The 18,044-nt window shown below is 60.4% G+C and carries 17 protein-coding genes; 7 read left to right on the top strand and 10 right to left on the bottom strand.

Going from position 1 to position 18,044, the window contains the following annotated elements:
* Positions 1-5: 5 nt before the first annotated feature.
* Entirely contained in the window at positions 6-1,133 is a 1,128-nt protein-coding gene (locus G7077_RS03155) for a glycosyltransferase 61 family protein (protein WP_166410452.1), read from the bottom strand.
* Between the two features lie 258 nt (positions 1,134-1,391).
* On the opposite strand from G7077_RS03155, the gene G7077_RS03160 reads away from it, so the two are divergent.
* Both G7077_RS03160 and G7077_RS03165 read left to right on the top strand, forming a co-directional pair.
* Positions 1,392-2,876 (top strand): GSCFA domain-containing protein, encoded by a 1,485-nt coding sequence (locus tag G7077_RS03160; RefSeq protein ID WP_166410453.1) that lies wholly within the window; start codon positions 1,392-1,394, stop codon positions 2,874-2,876.
* 3 nt (positions 2,877-2,879) lie between these two features.
* On the top strand, positions 2,880-3,914 hold the full coding sequence (locus G7077_RS03165; RefSeq protein WP_166410454.1) for a glycosyltransferase family 61 protein: 1,035 nt from the start codon (positions 2,880-2,882) through the stop codon (positions 3,912-3,914).
* 32 nt (positions 3,915-3,946) lie between these two features.
* Here the strand turns inward: G7077_RS03165 and rfbC are convergent, their stop codons facing one another.
* From rfbC to G7077_RS03180, 3 genes are all read right to left on the bottom strand, one after another.
* Entirely contained in the window at positions 3,947-4,510 is a 564-nt protein-coding gene (gene rfbC / locus G7077_RS03170; RefSeq protein ID WP_166410455.1) for a dTDP-4-dehydrorhamnose 3,5-epimerase, read from the bottom strand.
* Between the two features lie 65 nt (positions 4,511-4,575).
* Positions 4,576-5,730: a glycosyltransferase family 4 protein gene (locus G7077_RS03175; RefSeq protein ID WP_166410456.1), complete on the bottom strand. Its 1,155-nt coding sequence runs from the start codon at positions 5,728-5,730 to the stop codon at positions 4,576-4,578.
* 111 nt (positions 5,731-5,841) lie between these two features.
* Positions 5,842-6,990 (bottom strand): polysaccharide biosynthesis/export family protein, encoded by a 1,149-nt coding sequence (locus G7077_RS03180; protein WP_246167343.1) that lies wholly within the window; start codon positions 6,988-6,990, stop codon positions 5,842-5,844.
* 421 nt (positions 6,991-7,411) lie between these two features.
* On the opposite strand from G7077_RS03180, the gene G7077_RS03185 reads away from it, so the two are divergent.
* The 5 genes from G7077_RS03185 to G7077_RS03200 all read left to right on the top strand — a co-directional run bounded on the left by G7077_RS03185 (position 7,412) and on the right by G7077_RS03200 (position 10,922).
* Positions 7,412-8,437 carry a KpsE/RkpR family capsule polysaccharide export protein gene (locus tag G7077_RS03185; RefSeq protein ID WP_246167345.1) on the top strand — a complete coding sequence of 342 codons (1,026 nt, stop codon included), beginning with the start codon at positions 7,412-7,414 and terminating at the stop codon, positions 8,435-8,437.
* A gap of 70 nt (positions 8,438-8,507) precedes the next feature.
* Entirely contained in the window at positions 8,508-9,029 is a 522-nt protein-coding gene (locus G7077_RS03190) for an ABC transporter permease (protein ID WP_343040009.1), read from the top strand.
* The gene (locus tag G7077_RS14380) at positions 9,026-9,259 is read left to right on the top strand and encodes a hypothetical protein (protein ID WP_343040010.1); all 234 of its coding nucleotides are present in this window, start codon (positions 9,026-9,028) and stop codon (positions 9,257-9,259) included. Before G7077_RS03190 ends, G7077_RS14380 begins: the two co-directional genes overlap by 4 nt.
* Positions 9,256-9,951 carry an ABC transporter ATP-binding protein gene (locus G7077_RS03195; RefSeq protein WP_166410458.1) on the top strand — a complete coding sequence of 232 codons (696 nt, stop codon included), beginning with the start codon at positions 9,256-9,258 and terminating at the stop codon, positions 9,949-9,951. Before G7077_RS14380 ends, G7077_RS03195 begins: the two co-directional genes overlap by 4 nt.
* A 137-nt stretch (positions 9,952-10,088) precedes the next feature.
* Positions 10,089-10,922, top strand: coding sequence for a hypothetical protein (locus G7077_RS03200; protein ID WP_166410459.1), 834 nt, complete (start codon positions 10,089-10,091; stop codon positions 10,920-10,922).
* On the opposite strand, the gene G7077_RS03205 is transcribed toward G7077_RS03200, so the two are convergent.
* The 6 genes from G7077_RS03205 to G7077_RS03230 all read right to left on the bottom strand — a co-directional run bounded on the left by G7077_RS03205 (position 10,909) and on the right by G7077_RS03230 (position 18,031).
* A complete protein-coding gene (locus tag G7077_RS03205) occupies positions 10,909-12,018 on the bottom strand; it encodes a glycosyltransferase family protein (protein WP_166410460.1) in 1,110 nt (369 codons plus the stop codon). The two genes, G7077_RS03200 and G7077_RS03205, sit on opposite strands and share 14 nt — an antisense overlap.
* Positions 12,015-13,208, bottom strand: coding sequence for a hypothetical protein (locus tag G7077_RS03210; RefSeq protein WP_166410461.1), 1,194 nt, complete (start codon positions 13,206-13,208; stop codon positions 12,015-12,017). Before G7077_RS03210 ends, G7077_RS03205 begins: the two co-directional genes overlap by 4 nt.
* Positions 13,208-15,328, bottom strand: a complete 2,121-nt coding sequence (locus tag G7077_RS03215; RefSeq protein ID WP_166410462.1) for a hypothetical protein — start codon at positions 15,326-15,328, stop codon at positions 13,208-13,210. Before G7077_RS03215 ends, G7077_RS03210 begins: the two co-directional genes overlap by 1 nt.
* Before the next feature lie 54 nt (positions 15,329-15,382).
* Complete coding sequence (locus G7077_RS03220; RefSeq protein ID WP_166410463.1) at positions 15,383-15,556, bottom strand: hypothetical protein; 174 nt, start codon at positions 15,554-15,556, stop codon at positions 15,383-15,385.
* A gap of 164 nt (positions 15,557-15,720) precedes the next feature.
* On the bottom strand, positions 15,721-16,290 hold the full coding sequence (locus G7077_RS03225; RefSeq protein ID WP_166410464.1) for a hypothetical protein: 570 nt from the start codon (positions 16,288-16,290) through the stop codon (positions 15,721-15,723).
* Positions 16,283-18,031 (bottom strand): hypothetical protein, encoded by a 1,749-nt coding sequence (locus G7077_RS03230; RefSeq protein ID WP_166410465.1) that lies wholly within the window; start codon positions 18,029-18,031, stop codon positions 16,283-16,285. The genes G7077_RS03225 and G7077_RS03230 overlap by 8 nt, the downstream gene beginning before the upstream one ends.
* Positions 18,032-18,044: the final 13 nt, after the last annotated feature.

The following is an 18,044-nucleotide window of genomic DNA, read 5'->3' on the forward strand; positions in this document are numbered from 1 at the left end:
GGTCTTCAGATTAGAAAAGCGTCGCTCGCGGCGCGGCCCGAACTCACTTCATGAACGAAGCTGCCGAGACGGGCTGCGCGAACCTCGTAATCGTCGGTGCGATCAACTCGTGAGTCTTGGATGTGAGAACAAACGTCTTGGTCGATCGCTGCGGCCATGATCTCGGCCTGATCGTCCCAAGTATTCCCCAGACCAGCAAATCGGCCGAGATCGCGCATCAGCGCGGGCAGCGCGAGAACAGCCGAGTGCTTCTTCCGGTCCATCGACAAGCCCGCCTGAGCCAGGACGTGATCCGAAATCAGCCACCTCTCACATATGTCCTGAAGCAGCGGAGAGAAGCGCCGCATCGACGCTGGCCGCCTGGAAATGATTGCAGTGTCCGGAACTGCGGACCCGCAAAGCTCCAGAGCATGGATGGCGCTGCCCTCGGCAAAAATCGCCAATTCGGCGCTTCGCAAGGCCTCGACCAGCTGAGTTAGGCTAAGGTCCTCAGGATAGACGACCTCGAAACCTGCTTTCTGAAGTGCTTTTTCAACGAAGCTCTCGCCGTAGAAGGAGCCGCTGTGCTGGTGACGGAGGCGCGAGATGTACAAGCGTCGGGAGCCGGAAGGAGGCGGAAGCCGCCAGCTGAGTTCCCTGTCCAGCATGCTCTGGTAACCGGGAAAGGTGGTTGGGCCGGCCAGCGTCCTCGCCTGCTGCCCGACGAACAGCCGGCGAAAGCGGATCGGCTCTGTAATCGGTATGACATGCGATTTGGAAAAGCCGTGGAAATTCAGCGCCTCCGTCATGTAGGGCATGATCTTCGTGTTGTTGACGAGATTGAAGGCCACCTTGGCGCTGTGCAGTTCCTTAAGCGCGTAGCGGGGCCAGAGGCGGTGGATGCTCTCCGTCAAGGCATGGCCGAAGTGCCTGAACATCAGGCCGCCATAGATGACAGGCTCTTCGACGATGGTCGTCGCCTTCGCATCGTTCAACGGCAGGATCGTCAGCGCGCTCTCCGCCTTTCCATATCGATAGTGCTGCAAAGCCGGCGACGGCGGGCTGGCCTCAACCGTGAGGCTGCCCTTGCTGCTGGGTCCTACCAACGGTCCAATGGTGATGTCCTGAAGCTCGATGATCTCAGGCCAGTCCATGATGAGGCGACTTGCTCCAGATGAGGTGACGGACAAAAGGTGGCAATCCCTCCTTCGTCGCCAGAACCTACTAGAGAGCACGGCCCGCAGACTCAATCGGCCGGCGTGAGCTCCAAGGTGCTGTTGCGTGCGGATCCGGTCGCAACCACTTGCCATATCGATCCGATTGATGGCTTTGCCGGATTGAAGGCAGATCGAGTTCGTTGATAAGCCACGAACCGCTCCGAGCGGACTTTCGTGGGGTTGGGAGACAGTCGAGTGATTGGCGAGGAAGCGAGCACGGTCAGAAGCGCCGATCAGGCCAATTCCTCATCTCCGCTTGCCAAGCTTTCGTATGAAGAGGCGATCGCCAATAATCAGGCAGCCTTGTCCCGGTGGCCTCGTGACCAGGAGGCGCAGGAAGCCCGCCTTGTCCCTTTCTGCCAGCCGGGCATCCGGCCGACCTTCAGTATCCATCCCGACGATCTGATTTTCACGATCGGGTCCTGCTTCGCTCGCAATATCGAACAGCATCTGATCGCCGGCGGCTTCAGCGTCGCCGTCAGCCGCTTCGACGAGATGTGCCAGGCGGAAGGCGTGAAGGTGAAATCCAACACGCTGAACAAGTTCGTGGCGCAGTCCATCGTGAACGAACTCTCCTGGGCACTCGAACCCGGCGCTGAATTCCCGCGCGAGTCGATCGTTGAGGTGAAGAACGAGCGATATCTGGACATGCAGCTTGCGCCGGGCCTGCTTCCGACGAGCCTGGACACCGCCTTGCGAACACGGCGGGCCGTTTCAAGCTACATGCGCATGGTGAAGGATGCGAAGGTCGTCATCGTGACCTTGGGGCTTGCCGAAGCCTGGTATGACACCGCCCTCGATCTCTACACCAACACCATGCCGATGAAGGGCACGGTGGAGCGCTATCCCGGGCGGTTCGAGCATCATGTCCTGGAATATAATCAGTTGCTCCGGTCGCTCCGGCACATGTTGTCCCTGTTGGAGCAATACGGGAACCCAGACTTCCGGATGATCCTGACGGTGTCGCCTGTCGCAATGGGGGCAACCTTCACTGAACATGATGCGCTGGTTGCCAACACCTACTCGAAAGCGGTTCAGCGGGCGGCGGTCGAGGCGATCTGCAGGGAACACGACCGCGTCGACTATCTCCCTACCTTTGAGAGCGTAACGCTGTCTGACCAATCGCTGGCGTGGCGGGAAGATCGCGCCCACGTGTCTACCGACATCGTTCGCTTGAACGTTCTTCGAATGGAGAAGGCCTATTCAGCTCGGACTGCCGACACATCGTCCGAGCAGTCGCTGGACGCGGCTCACGTTGAGGCGGTGAAGCTTGCCAAAGAGGGCAAGTCTCTCGCCAAAGCGGGCGACATGCAGGCTGCCGACCAGCTTTTCCGGCGGGCAGTAGAACTGGCGCCGGACGAGGTCCTTCCGCATCTCTACTGGGGAGACGCTTTGTATCGGCAGGGGCACTTCGGAGAGGCTGCGCGGGAGCTTCAGACCGCTATGGATCTGGGCGGTCGAGTGTATGAGATCGCGTACACGCTGGCCAAATGCCACGCGAAAGTCCTGAATTGGCCTCAAGCCGAAGTCGCCGCCCGGGCAGCGATCGAGGACTCGCCCGATGCTGCAGGCCCCTACAAGCTGCTCTCCAAGGCGCTCAAGCAGCTTGGCCACACGGCGGAAGCCGAGCGCTTTTTGGCAAAGCATCAGCAATTAACCGAGCAGCAGACCCAAGCTTAACCCATGGGCCATCAATTCTTTTATGGTTTCGAAACGGGGGAAGCGGAGGAGCGGCTAAGAAAAGTCGTCACGGAGCCTGATAGCGCCCGCCCGCCCATCCACCACTTGGTAGACGCGATCGCGCTGCCCGGCATGCCCGAATTGTACGACACCACCGGACTCCGCATCGACGAGGCGGCGGTGAGAACCTTGTCGGCGGATGCTCCCCCTATCCGGCGACAGAAACTGCACCGCTCCGAAAACCAGGTCAGCGTTCCTGCCCGGCTGAAGGTAGTTGAAGAACCCGTGCTGTTTTGCGGGCACCTGATGAAGCATTACGGGCATTTCGTGATCGAGAGCATGTCACGCCTCTGGGCTCGTGATCTGCATACCGATCTGCCCGTTCTATTCACTCGGCCCGGCAAATGGCGGGAGCCGCCATCCTACGGGACGGACGTGCTTGCGGCGCTGGGTGTGGAAGCCCGAATGATGGCCGTCGACGAGCCGACGATCTTCCGCCAAGTCGTCTGTCCCGGAACTGCGTTCGAGTATCGTTGGAAAGCCTTTACGGTCGCCGATGAGCCGCACTTGACCGTGGCGAAGAATTTAGCTGGCTCGCCCACGACCGACTGGCGAAGGCCGGTGTATCTCACCAGGAGCGGCCTTCCGGGTGACCTTCGGAAAAGCAAGGAGGAGCCGGAACTTGAAGCCGAGTTGCTTCAGCGCGGCTTCGACATTGTTCGGCCTGAGACCTTGTCGTTGGCTGAACAAATTTCACTATTCGACAATGCGCCCCTTGTGGTGGGTACCGTAGGCTCGGCAATGCACACGGCCTTGTTCTCCCGGTCCGCAAACCGGAAGCTGGCAATCCTGAACTGGGGTCGCGGGTTCGAAAATTGCCTTCTCGTGGACTCGGTCAAGGAGCATGACTCCTATTACCTGAAATCCATGCAACGGCGCGGCGACACGGGCGAGCATGTGCTGGACGTCGCGCGAACCCTTCAGCTGCTCACCGAAGCGGGCCTTGTTGACCGCAAAACGTACGTCGGATCAGCCTAGACGAGGGCTCGGCAGCCAAGTGCCGCCAAGCCTCAATCGTTCAGGGAAAAATAGGCCGGAAGCTGCTTCAGCGTCGGCTGAACCCTATCCTTGGCCGACAAGGATTCAGGATCGGCGATCGCGGGCCAGTCGATCGCGATGTCGGGATCATCCCACGCGACGCCCTTGTCGTGCTCCGGGCTGTAGTAGCTGGTCACGCGGTAGCTGATTACGGAGTCGGGTTCCAAGGTGCAGAAGCCATGCGCAAAGCCGGCAGGTATCCAGAAATGCTTGTTGTCGTCGGGACTTAGCTCCAGCGCGACATGCTGTCCGTAGCTGGGAGAGTTGCGCCGCAAGTCGACGGCAACGTCCAGGAGGCGGCCCGCCAGGCATCGGACCAGCTTGCCCTGCGCGGCTGGGTGCGACTGGAAGTGAAGGCCGCGGATGGTTCCGGCGCGTTTGCTGAGGGACTGATTGTCTTGAACAAAGGCGGTCGGCCCGACCCGCTCGGCAAAAGCGCTGAGACGAAACACTTCCGAGAAGTAGCCTCGCTCGTCCTCCAGCTTGCGAGGTGTGATCTCGAGCAGGCCTTCCACAGCGAAGGTTCGAAATTCCATTGCCATTCCATTATGGTGTGAAGTGGCGGCGGCTTAGCTGATCGACCTGCAGATGCAAACGCCGGCTAGAGTCGAGGAAGCCAGTCGGTAACGATCGCAAAATGCGACTCCCAATCGGGAGCTTTGAACGTCTCCACATCCCTCAGTTGCCGAGAGCGGTCTTCACTGTCCGCCGAATATTCCAGGATCTTCTGCTCCCAAGCCTGCGGATCTTCAGGATCGAGGTAGGAAGGAATCGTGCCGACGATCTCACGGTACACGGCCAAGTCCGCAGCGATGACCGGCACCTGTAATTGCAGCGCCTCGATCACCGGAAGGCCAAAGCCCTCCACGCGCGAGGGCATCAGCAACGCACGGGCACCACGCATCCAGCTGGCGAGTTCATCATCGTCGCACCGTCCACACTCGCGAACGAAACCGGAGAGCGAGCCCGGGTTGTCGAGAACCGAGGTTACCGCGTCCGCCTCCCACCCGCGTTGACCGACGATGACGAGGATTGGCGCGCCGTCACCCAGCTTGGCGACCAGGGACTTCCAGACCGCCAGGAGTAGGAGGTGGTTCTTTCGCGCCTCTATCGTCCCGACGGTGATGAAATATGGCCGGTCGAGCAACTTCGGCTCCGCACTGCGTAGCGGGGAGGTGCCGCTGATCCACGCTAGGATGGTATCCGGCATCGGTAGCCGCGACTGCTCGGCGAATGTGCGAAGTTCAGCGCATGTAGCCGCGGAATTGCAGATGATGCCCGTTGCGCTGATCAACGCGTTTCGCGTTCGAAGCGCGTGCTTGTCGGCTTCGCCGGCGCGACAATATTGCGGGTGCGTGATCGGGATCAGATCGTGGATGAGGTAGACGGCCTTGACCTTGTGCCGTGCGACCCAGTTGACCAAGCCATCATGGTCCAGCCCCGTGTGGCCCACGTTCAAATAGACCATGTTCGCGCGCGGCGGGGCCGTACTTGCCCTCAGCAGACCTAAGGCTAGGCATGAGACCAACGACGGGCGAACGCCGCGATCGTCGGAGCAAATTAGCTCAAAGAGCCGACGCGAGTCCTTTTTGTTAAAAACCCAGACCTTGCCGCGGAACTGAACGACCGCCTGCGCCTCACGGCCGAACCGCAGCACGTATTCGAAACAGACGCGGTCGATCCCCGTTGGGAGGCGCAGCGTCCATCGGCGCCAGACCAGGCGCGACACGTCGATCAGCAAGGTGCCCTCGGTCATGGAAACGACATGGAGCGCGAGATGAGCACGTCGCCTGCATTTTGAAGTCGTGCAGGCGTTACGTCAGGTGCTCCACGTCCCCATGCGCGACGTGACTTCGCATTCACTGCCTTATTGCACCAACCCCGGCACAGCTTGACCAAGCCCGATGAAGGTGAAGGCCATCGACGACAGGATACCCACGAAGCGCTGCAAGTCCGAAATGGGCGCGCTTGCGACATAGAGGATGTCCTCGTCGCGCATCGGAAAATGCTGCGCAGCGAAGAGGGTGGCCGGGTTGCGGAAGTCAACGCGGTAGATGATCGGAATGCGGCCATCCGCGGTTCGTGGTGAGATGGCAGCAATCTCCGGAGCAACGGCCGAAGGGGTTTCGAAGCGGAATACGAAAGCGCCCTTGGCATTCGCGCGGTCATCCCTCAAGCCACCGACACGCCCCATTGCATTGGCGAGTGTGAGCCCGGTGCTTTCGAAGTCGATCTCGCCGCTCTTGCTGGCCGCGCCCAGCGCAGTGAAGCTGTACGGCTGATAGTGCAGCGTGACGATGTCGTTCCGCCCGACCCGAATGTTTTGGGCAGGATCGCGGATGATCTCCTCGAGTGGCTGCGCTGCGACTTGCCCTTGCCGCGTGACCTGTACCATCACCTTGCCAACCGGTCGGCTCGGGCCACCGGCAAGAGAAATCACGTCGAGCAGACGCTCGCCGGTCGGAGTGATGGGCACCCGGCCGCTCTTTCCGACCTCGCCCACCACTGCCACAGTTGAGCTCATGTTCTGAGCAATGCGCACGGAAACTTGAGGGTCGTGCGCCATTCCTTTCAATCGGGCCTGAATTTGACGTTCGACCTGTTGTGGAGTTCGGCCGGCCGCGGTGATCGCGCCTGCAAACGGAACACGGATCTGGCCGTTTTCATCGACCATGAGCTCCGGGATGGTGGCGCTAGAACCGATCATTTCGCCGCCGGCGACCGAGCTGGCGCCGAACGAACGGTTGCCGCCGAATAGAACCGCGGGCGGCGCTTCCATGACTGTAACCTGGAGAAGGTCTCCGTGTCCGATGATGGTCTGGGTTACGGCTGCGTCGCCAAGCGTCTGCGACAACGGCCGCTCCCGATGCGCGGCTTCCACGAAGCGGGCCAGCGGGTCGGTGACGTCCACGACCTGGATAGGTGCGGAGCCGATCATGACACCATCCGACTTGTTGATCGCGCCGGCCGTCGGGCCGCCCGCACCAGGAGCAATAGCGGTACAGGAGGTCAGCATTACGGCTGCCGCTAGTCCCAAGCACCGCAACGGCGCACCGATGGCTCTACGCAATTTCATTCTGGAAGATCCCGTCCCAAACTCAAGGCTTTGAAGTAGTGTACCTATTTACCTAGGTTCCATAAAGCCTTACGCCCTTGCTCAACAATGAACGGCCGCCGCCCAAAAGGTTACACGCTGATGAACGCGCACATACCATTGTTCAATGAGCGTTCATTCGGCTAAGCCGATGCGCCGCATCACTTAACAGCCAGAGCGAATTATGGAAGTCCTGCCCGTCTCCAACAACTCTTCCGAAAGGACGAGCTCAACCTCTTCGGTCGTGCCAACGGGGGCGCGGTCTCGCCTGGACGCCCTGAAGAGATCGACCCCGCATTGGCTCTTCCTGGCTGTGGTTGTTGTGCCCTTTCTGCTGGCAGTTTTGTACTTCGGCTTCCTCGCCTCGCCGGTCTACATCTCGGAATCCAAATTCGTCGTTCGCAGTCCCGAGAAGCCGCAGGCAACGGGGCTCGGTATCGTGCTTCAGACCGCGGGCTTCACGAGCGGGCAGAACGAGATTTACGCGGCGCAATCCTATGCCGTTTCCAGAGATGCATTGCGGGCGGTCAATCAGAACAATCGCTTTGCGCGCGCTTATGGCAGCGAGGACATCTTCATTCTTGATCGGTTCAACCCGCTTGGCATCAACGGGTCGTTTGAAGATCTGTACGAATATTTTCGTACCAAGGTTCTGCTTCTGAACGACGCGACCACGTCGATTTCGACTTTGACGGTCCGGGCATACAATCCTCAGGAGGCTCAGCGCATCAACCAGCGGCTGCTCGCAATGTCGGAAGCGACCGTGAACCGCCTGAATACCCGTGGTCGTGAAGACCGAATCCGCAATGCTCAGGAAGAGGTCGTGAAAGCGCAGGCGCAGGCACAGGCCTCTGCCGTGGCTCTAGCGGCGTACCGGAATCTCAGCGGGGTGGTCGATCCCGAGAAGCAGGCCGAAGTTCAGTTGCAGATGATCTCCAAACTGCAGGACAGCTTGATCGTCGCACGGACCGAACTTGCTCAGTTGCAGCAATATGCGCCTAGCAACCCTCGTATTCCCGTGATGCGGACGCAGATCGCCTCGATCGAGCGAGACATTGCCAGGGAAATGGGCCGGATCACCGGTAACCGGGGTTCGCTTGCGCAAACGGCCGTGCGCTACCAGCGTCTCGTTCTTGAGAATGAATTGGCGAACAAGCAGCTCACTGCATCGCTTGGTTCTCTCGAGCAGGCGCGCAACGAAGCACGCCGGCAGGAAGCTTACGTCGAGCGGATCGTTCAGCCCAGCTTGCCGGACGCGCCCATGGAGCCGCGACGACTTCGCGGCATACTTGCGACGCTCGCGCTGTCGCTCGTTGCCTATGGCATTCTCAAGATGCTGCTCGCCGGCGTGAAAGAGCATGCCCAGTAACAAGGCCGTACCCGTGCAACGCCCGCCTGCTCGCACCGGATCGCTTTTGCGCGTTTCGTCGTGGAAGATCATGCAACGCGTCCTTGGCGCGTTGCTGCTGCGGGAATTGCTAACCCGCTACGGCCGGAACAACATCGGCTTTCTTTGGCTCTTTGTGGAGCCGATGCTGTTCGTGGCGGTGGTGAGCGTGATCTGGTCGTACATGAGGCATGTGACCGGCTCAGCCATTCCGATCGCTGCGTTCGCACTCACCGGCTACTCATCCATTCTTCTCTGGCGCAACATGCCAAGCCGCTGCATCGGTGCCCTCAGGGGCAACAAGTCGCTGCTCTACCATCGGCAGGTGACGCTTCTTGATGTCTACATCTCGCGGGTCCTGCTCGAAGGACTGGCCGTTACCACCTGCTTCGCCTCGCTCGGCATCATCTTCTACGCGATGGGCTGGATCCCTGCGCCTGAGGACATGCTGGAGGTGCTTGGAGGATGGTTGCTTCTTGCTTGGTTCGGCGTGGGTCTCGGGTGGACGATAGGCGGGCTGTCCGAGAAATACCCCCAGTCGAGAATATCTGGGGTCCATTCTCGTACATCATGATCATATTCTCCGGCGTGGCGTTCGTTGCCGATGCGCTACCGCCCAACGTGCGCGAAGTCGTGTTGTGGGGTCCGCAGATCAACGCCCTGGAGTTTCTTCGGGAGGGCTGGTTCGGGTCGCTCTTCAGAGCGCACTACGACATTCCTTACGTCATCATCTTCAACCTGGTGTTGAGCTTCGTGGGCCTCAGTTTGGTTCGCCAGGTTGGCAAGGACATGGGTGAAGAATGATCCAGCTCACCAACGTCTGCAAAGATTATGAGACCGCTGGTGGCCGCCGTCGGATTCTCAACAACATCAATCTGACGATCAGGCCGGGCGAACGCGTCGGGATCCTCGGACGGAACGGCGCCGGCAAGTCCACCCTGGTGCGGCTGATCAGCGGTGCCGAGCCTCCCACATCGGGGACGATCGAGCGGTTCATGTCCGTGTCGTGGCCGCTGGCATTCTCCGGCGGGTTTCACGGCACTCTGACCGGTGCCGACAATCTGCGCTTTATCTGTCGCATCTACGGCGCCGATTTCGAATCGCGGCTGCAATTCGTTCAGGAGTTCTCCGAATTGGGCTCCTATCTCTACGAGCCCGTCTCGACCTACTCGTCAGGTATGCGGGCGAGGCTTGCCTTCGCGGTGTCGATGACGATCGACTTCGACTGTTACCTGATCGACGAAGTGATGGCGGTCGGTGACGAACGCTTCCGGGAGCGCTGCCGGGTCGAACTATTCGAAAAGCGGGCGGACAGGGCCATGCTGATCGTGTCCCATAGCCATCGTTATCTTAAAGGGACGTGCCACCGCTTCCTCCTCTTCCGCGACGGCGAGATCGAAGAACATGATGATTTCGAGGAAGTTTATTTCCGGTACAAGGAATCGATCGGCGAAGCCTTTGAGAACAAGGAACAAATGGTAGCCGAGATGCAATAAGCTGCCGCGACTGCCCATACCTGCTGTTACAAAGTGAATTTGGAAGAATGGCACTGATAGATCGTCACCCGGACGTAGCCGACTATGTTCTGGAGCTTTCGCTACCGGAAATCAGGGCGCGGGGTGGGGTCGCGGACTTGTTCGAAACCGGCCAGTTGATCATCATTAAGGACTACCGGCTTGATTTCGACTACGGCGCGCTTGCAGCGCTTTCGAAATCAACTGAGTCCATCGCCGATCCCGACCTCAGGCGGAAGCTGAAGAAGCTTACCGCACCAAACTTTTTCAAGGGCACGGCACCGAAGGAGAGCCGTGGAAAGCTCGTCTTCCCGGATCAGGTTCGTCAGGCCATCTATGACACGATGTGCCATGGGGACCGCGAAATCTTCGATCGCGCGGCACGCGCGTTGCGCAGCTCACACGACGAAGCGATGCGGATCTTTGAGATCTGCTTCCCTGGCTATGATCCCTTTCGTTTCATCCCTAGCGTGCGCCTCACCCGCACGTTGTTCGAAAATCTGCACTGGGACAATCATTCCATCGACGCCGATTTTCATCAGGCACGTATTTTCGCGAACCTCGACAGCCGGCCCAGGATCTGGAGCATCAGCCTCCGTTTCACCGACTGGGTACGGAAGCATTACCGTGAACACGGGCTGGAGCGTTTCGCCGGCAAAGATCCCAACCTGATGCTCGATTATATCGCCGGATCGGTTCTCGGAGGCACCAAGAACACCTGGATGGACAGTGAGCCGCGCCACCGCGTGGCGTTCGATCCTGGCGAAGTGTGGCTAGGCGAATCCCGGCTGATCTCGCATCAGATCTACTATGGCGAGGCAGCCATGGTTTACATGTGGTTCGTTAACGTCGGGTCGATGGCCAATCCGGATAATCGCTTCAACGAACAGGTTGAGAGCTTGCATCGTGAGATGCGTGCCGAAGCGCCCAAGGCCGAACTCACGTCCGTCTAAGCTGAAGGTTGAAGCCGCGCCTTTCAGCAATGCGAGAGGCCTCATCGAAGATGGCGATGACCTGCTCCCGAAGCTTCCCATGAGTGTAGGTCTGCCGGAGCTTCGACTGGGCAGTGTCGATCATCGCATTACGTTTCGTGGGATCTTGCAGCAGGTCTCCTACCGCTGTTCTCCATCGATCCGTGTCCTTCGCGAGCATCCCCGCGCCGTCTGAGCAAGCGCGATCGTAGACCGGCAAGTCGGAAGCCACCACCGCCATGCCGGCCAGGCTATACTCCACCCACTTCGTGTCCGCCTTGCAGCCGTTGAAGCTGTTGTCCTCAAGTGGCGCCAAGCCGATCCACCAGCCAAGGGAACGAAGGAAGGGCAGGAAGTCGGTATAGTCGGCAACGGGTGGGATGTGTCGCGCTCTGGTGCCGAACTCGTCGAGTTCGGCCGGCATCTTGATCGTTCCGAACACTTCGAAGTTCAAGCTGGGGTTCTGGCGCATCAGCTCGCAAACGGCCGGCATGATCATCGCCAGGTCCGCGGAGTGCCCGGCCGTCCCCATATAGCCGATGACCGGTCCGCTTGAGGGGCCCACCAACGCCCCAACATCCTCTTCGGCGACCGCGCAGTAGATGTCGCCAGCGACGGTAGGGGTGCGAACGCCATGTTCAGCAAAGCGAACCGCGAGCCCAGCGGTCGAGACGTAGAGGAGGTCGCAACCCTCGATATTGTTGCGTAATGCCTGCAGCCGTTCTGGACGGTTGTAGGCTTTGAACTTGGATTCGCCGAGGCTTGCCGGGACGGCCAGCAGATCGTCATCGATATGAAAGACGACGGGAATGCCCGCTGCGCGTGCCAGCCTGATCCAGTCACCTCCGAGCTCCGACGTACAGCGCGACAGGACGAGGATGTCCGGGGAGTGGTGAGTGAAGGACGCTTCGACCGCCCCTACGTCCGCAAGGTTCTTCTCGAAGGCGATGCGGTATGGTGACGCCACGGCTTTGGTGAATGGCTGGCCGAAGCTGATCATCTGAGTTGCGGTCGGACCGTTTTTCCCATCGCAGACGATCAGCGCCAGCTTGCCCGCCTTTTCGTCGGACGCTCTCATGCGGAAGCCGCGACGAGAACATCTTGAGAAAGCACCGCGGGCCGAACTGCTCCAGCGTTCGGCAAAGGCCGCGAATGACCGGTTTCAGCGGTCAGGCACGCCAGGATCAGGCGAGCGAAACGGCGATAGACTTCCGATGGATCTCTGGGCATCGGCAGCTGCGCAAGGAAAGCCTCCTGCCTGCTCAGGATCATGTCCGGACGAATGCGAACGTCACGTTCGAACGCCAGCCAATCGTCAAGCGTACTGATCTCCGTCAGCCCTTTGTAATTGCTTGCGTCCATCACACCGCCAGGGTCACGCCACACGGCAACGGGAATGCCCGCCACAATCATGTCAAAGATGATCGTGGACGGAGCCGAAATGCCGAAGCGGTATGACTTCATGTCGAAGGCGTAGAGCGGCAGCATGTTGAGGTCGACATTGGTCGGCAAGGAGACCTTGTTCTTCAAGACATATTGACCCCCGGGGTGAGGCCTGAGTGCCACCCGCTCCCCGCGGGCTGCCATCTTGCCGCAAAAGGCGAAGAACATTTCCATGAAGGAGGTCTTGTGGTCGCCCGACACACGAAGGCGTACGGAGTGCATGTTTTCGCAGACCAGCCCAGCACCGGATGCCACTTCGTCAGCTTCGGGTGACCGGTTCAGCAGCGTAGGCGGGCCTGTGACATAGAGTTTGGAGCGCTGTGAAGCGATCAGCGAGTTCAGCGCTTCCGCTTCGAACCATCCGCACACGATGTCTGCGGCAAAGCCGATGTTGCGCCCGTGACTTTGAATATGTTCGCGGCTCTGACGAAACCCGATGCACTCGAACCCGTGCTGAAGCGTCACACGCACATAAGTGGACGGCGCAGCAAGGAAGACGCTCGACGTTTCGTGATGCGCGGGCAGATTGGACTCGCTGGCTGCGAAGATCATGCCGGACCCGCCAGCCAATACGGCTTGGGCCTCCTCGGGGCTGCCGTAGAGGTGGAGCGAAGCCCCGGCGCCTGCCGCCAAGGCGGCAACCTCGCGCTGCCACACCTTTTGCCTGTCACGTTTGACGAAAGCGTCCGACACCAGGATACCGAGCCGAGCCTCCGTCTCTCGTGCAGCCAGATAGATCAGAGGGCGCAAGATGCTGACGTCCTGCACCAGATTGAACAGGAAGAAGACCGATTTGCCCGTCCCGGGAGCCTTCGCGTCCGCCATCAAAAGAGCTCGCGGACAAGCGTGACTTTGCCGAGAACATCTTCCCACCGCGGGACGGCCATAAAGCCCGGACCGACAGGGTCGATCTCATCCCGCGGCGCGTAGGGACCCGACAGCCGTGCAGTGACGCGTGTCGTGCACCAGTTCGTGTAGCCCGAACGCAAGAGTTCCAGGCCGAGCCGCACGTCTTCAGAGATGGACGACCGAGTCCCGGGCACATTTTGTAGATCGGCTAAGGCGGCACGGCGCCAGGCGGTGAACAGCAAGGTGTTGGCTGCTACCTGATATTCGAGGTCCGGCAGCGCTTGCAGAACGTCAGGCTCGCCAAACGTCAGGCTCGGCCCGCGTACAAGAGAGACACCGGTCGGGAACAAGCCGCCGGATGCTGGCTGAAGGACGACATCCTTTTTCACGATCTTCTCGGCGAGCAGCGCGCAGCTTGCGGAGGCGGCAGTGTCGCGGCGCTTCAACATTTCCAGCACCGCACAAAGCGCGGCGCCGTCCCGCAATACGACCCGATCGCTGAGCGTCAGCAGTGTGTCAGCGCGGATATCCTTGGCAATTTCGCGCAGGGACGCGTTGTATGAAACCGATCTCGGTTGAACGCCTTGCGGTGCAGCGGCCAGCGCGGGCTGCAATCCTTCGAGCCCGTCGGGAGCCCTGATCAGGATCTCAGTAACGTTCGGAACAACATCCTTGATCGCCGCAAGAAGGCGCGCCGTAGCCGCGGCCGTGGTTGCGTCGACGAGTATGGCCAGGGCATCCTCGACAACGACCGCAGCTTGTTCCGGTGGTGCGGCGTGGCTCGAGTTCGGCACAGGACGAAGTGTGATCGCCAAGGGCGTCCTCGCGGGGCGCAAAGCCGTTTCGGGGAGGACGCCGCTCACCCGCGGAGCAGCGGCGTCACCAGCCTGGTCGGCGACGAGCGTAATCGACCATTTCGGGCGGTTGTCGGCAGGCTCCGCAACAAGATAAGGACCTTGTAGATACGCGTTTTCATTTTCGGACAGGTGGCGGGACGCCAACGCGCCGATCGTCGGGATGCTGTTCCTGGGGAGGATCAGTCCCCGTCCTCCGGAAGCACCATCATCGGATTGATGCCAATCCAGGCCAAACACGGCAAGGAGCCATTCGCGAACCTCGGCTAAACCTGGTTCTTCTTTTGAACCCTGCTCCTGTCCAACGGTGGCGATGCAACTGACCCATCGCTCTGGCCATCCCTTTCCGCCGACCGTTTCGCGCAGCAGGACCTCCGAGCGCTCCCAGAAGTCGTCCATGGGACTGGGCTCGACTTGCAAGGCCTTCAGCTCGGCGTTGTGGAGCCCACCCGGCAAAAGGGAGGGAAAAGGCAGCAACGCCAATGCGCTGTTGAAGCCCTCCACGCCCTCAAGTTCGAGCAGCACAGGCATTAGCGGATGCACCAGCTCGAAGTCGTGAAGAACAGGTCCCTCCGACGGCAGCTGAACACCCTGCCCCATCATCAGCAGGTTGGCCGGGCTACTGGGTTGTGCCTGATAGGCACGTAAGCTTACTCCGTTGCCCCGTTCGGCGCCCGCAAGCATGAGCCGCAAGCGCGCCCCATCGACCATCGACGCATTCTCGATACGCGTGCCGCCTGTCCTGAACGCCCAAGACCCACAGGTTGTGGGTTGATCGGTTCGCCCAACCCGATCGCCTGGCAAGTTCAAGAGCCTGCGATACGAGTCGCGGACTTGTTGGGTGGGTTCGCCGCCAGCGGCGGCAAGGTCATCGAGATCAAACGTGCCGTCGTTGCTGGAAGCCTTCTTCGGAGCAGCGACGGCTGCAATTACCGTCGAACGTTCCAAGCCTTGCGGCCGATCAATGATCGGCGGAGCACTCTTCTTAAGCTTGGGCGACGGGAGCGCGCCGACTGGAGCTGCTTCGACCGGAGCTGATGAAGATGGCTGAAGCTTCTTATCCGCCTTGGACGAGCTTGGAGACGCCTGCCGCTTCGTTTCAGGCGGCCCGCACGGCGGACGACCCAACACCCGGCCAAAGCGTCGATAATGTTCGCGCGGATCCAGTCCGCTCAACGAAACGTCGCTGTAGCTGGCACTGTACCACTCAGGATCGAATTCCGGCGGTAGCGTCTTGGGCATTATGAAGTCAGCTTTATCATAGACGTCGGGAACGGCGTTGCCTTTGGCCGTTCATCAGGGTTCGTCAGGGTCCGAGATATCGAGGATGATCTCTCCATTCGAGTCCCGGATCTCCACCCTCTTGGCTGCGCCCGACCCAAGTGCGTCTGCCGCAACCCGTCGCGCTGTTGCGGCGCTATCCGTCTCGAAGCCCGCGGGGACGAGGCCACTGATCTCGTAGAACTTCACGCTATATCTGCTCGACACGTCCATCTCGGCAATTGGGCTTCATCCGACATCTGAACGGGATCCCCTGCGAGAAGCAGGCCCACCAACCCGGATCTACTCATCGATCATGAGCGAGCGCTTCTGCCAAACTATCGGTCTGCGAGCAATTGGCGTGGGTCCAAGCCTCAAGCCTCCACCGTGGCGGAGCATCGGCTTGCCTGCACCGCAACGTCCAGCGCCAAGCCGAAGCTATAGCTCACGAGCCCATAGACGGCGCCCGTTCGGTACAACTCCCACAGGTCGTCCAGCAGCGTGAGGCCACCCGTAGCCCTTAAGTTGAGCACGAAATTCCCGTCTCCGAGGTCCAGGTACAGGCTGTCACCAATCTCTTGCTCCAGCTTAGGCCAAAGCTGCGTGAGATCCGCCGCTTGCCTTTGCAGAATGACGTAGCCGAAGGGTCCATCACGTTCGACGACGGTCCGAACGGCAAAGATCTCCTGTCCGTCGAGCAATTGCTCGGTAGGCTTGGGTTGAAGTCCCGACCAGTTGGCGAACGTCGCCTGTTGCGCCGCGTCCGCGGCATAACCCGCTTCGATGTTGAACGTCTTTGCGACGCTTTGCGGCTCGATCTTGGAGTCGGTCAGCACGCATTTGGTGAGCTTTGGGAGCTCCGCCAGGCGCAGCATTTCCAATGCTTGCGATGGAGGCACTCGGCTAGGCGACGGGCCGATCAGCAGGACTCGGCTGCTAGGCAAGGTCCCGCTCCTCAAGCTCGAGCAGCATCCTCCACGCCCTGCCGTCGGCAATTTCCTCCAGCGAAAACTGGCTGTATGCGAGGTGGGCAAGCCATGCGTCACGGTCGGGATACACCGGATCTTCGATTTGCGAGAGTTCGGTCAGGCCGACGGGTGCAGCGGCACTCGCTGGCGAGACGAACACCGGCGTTCCAAGGCACACCGCCTCAATGGCAACGTTGGAGGAGTGAGTGACCAAGGAATGCGCGCTTTCAAGAGCTACCGGAAGCGGAACCGCGGCTTCCGTATCCTTCGGCTTCTCCCTAACCACGATCGGCCGATCGGTGGCAGCTTTCAGCATTGCCAACGTGGTCTCAAGCCAGTCGAGACAACCATGCGCCTGCATGAAATAGTCCGTCGGCGGACAGACGACGATCTCCCTTCCCGACTTGCGCCAAGGCTGCGTCTCAATGCCCAGCGCTCTGAAGCGATCGCTCGGGCAGCGGCGAACGGCGCCGGCTTCGTACCCGTTGCGCGTGATGCGGTACGAACGCCCGTGTCCGCGGTCAAAATAGGCATGATCGATGTAGAGAAAGTAGAGCGACTGCGCCTTGGCCTGAGCCAGGATGCGATCGCTTTCGCGAAGAACTCCCCAGACCACCGGTACATGCCGCAGGACCTCGGGTTCGTCCTCGGCATAAGCGAGGCGCGTACCGATGGCTCCGGCAAAGGCACGGACGACGGGGTTACCTCCGCCGCCGCGGTTTAGGAAGCAACTGAGCATCCAAGGTTGAAGTTGCGAAGGTCCGACGTGGACGACCGCCTGTTGACCGATGATTTCGCCGTCTCGCTTGTGCGTTTCGACCCGGACGAGGCGCGGCGCCGGACCCAACATGGAGGCAGGCAGGCGGATGGGGAACGGCTTCTCCGCCGCGACGAATTGCGTCGGCCAACGCTCGATGACCTGTGAGTGAAAGGGCTCGTTGGCGGTTCGGACGACGAATTCGTCTCCGCTTCCAACACCCGGGATGAACATTCGATCGCGGTGGGTCTCAAGTTGCACCCAAGGTCGCTTGGGAGCCTGCCAACGGACAATCTTGGCGCGGACTTCCGGCGTCACGGATATTCCAAGGTCCGGCAAGGAGAGCTTCGAACTCGCCAAATCGCGGACCAGCGCTCCCCAATCCGGTTGAGTTTGGCTTTGCTTCCACTCGCTATAATCGCGTGCTCGTCCGAGGAAGGCCTTGCCGATCATGGTTCCTCGCTTCGCGTCTGTCGCATCGCCCACCGGCCGAGCCAGATCGAGAAAATGCCGCTGGGCGAGCTGATTTCGAACGAATTCCAGGTCGAAGATGGCTTGCCCGGGGAACAGCAAGAGCGGGGTGTCCCACACCAATTGCTCGATCAAGCGGTCACAACCGGCGTCGTCCACGATCTTCACAAGACCTTGCCAGCCCTTGAGCTGCACTTCCCCGCGGGCAATGCTCGCCATAGCCGCGGTGGGAAATGCAAGCACGACAGCATAGCGCAACTCGCGAAAGGCGAGCATCTGAGCCAAGCCGATGTGCGCTGTCAGATCATCGATAGAGCTGAGGTGCACCACCGCGATGAGGAGCGGCTTCGAAGGTTCGGGCGGCTCCGTGCGTTGGCGGTTTAGCCAGCTTTCCCACTCTGCCTTGACGGCGGCCGCCACCTCGACGTTCCCGGCGACGAACGCGCGCCTCCACGACAGCATCCCGGCGACGAACTGCGCGTTGCTCATGCGGCAAGGTTCA

The sequence above is a fragment of the Sphingomonas piscis genome (assembly GCF_011300455.1).
Lineage (GTDB): Bacteria > Pseudomonadota > Alphaproteobacteria > Sphingomonadales > Sphingomonadaceae > Sphingomicrobium > Sphingomicrobium piscis.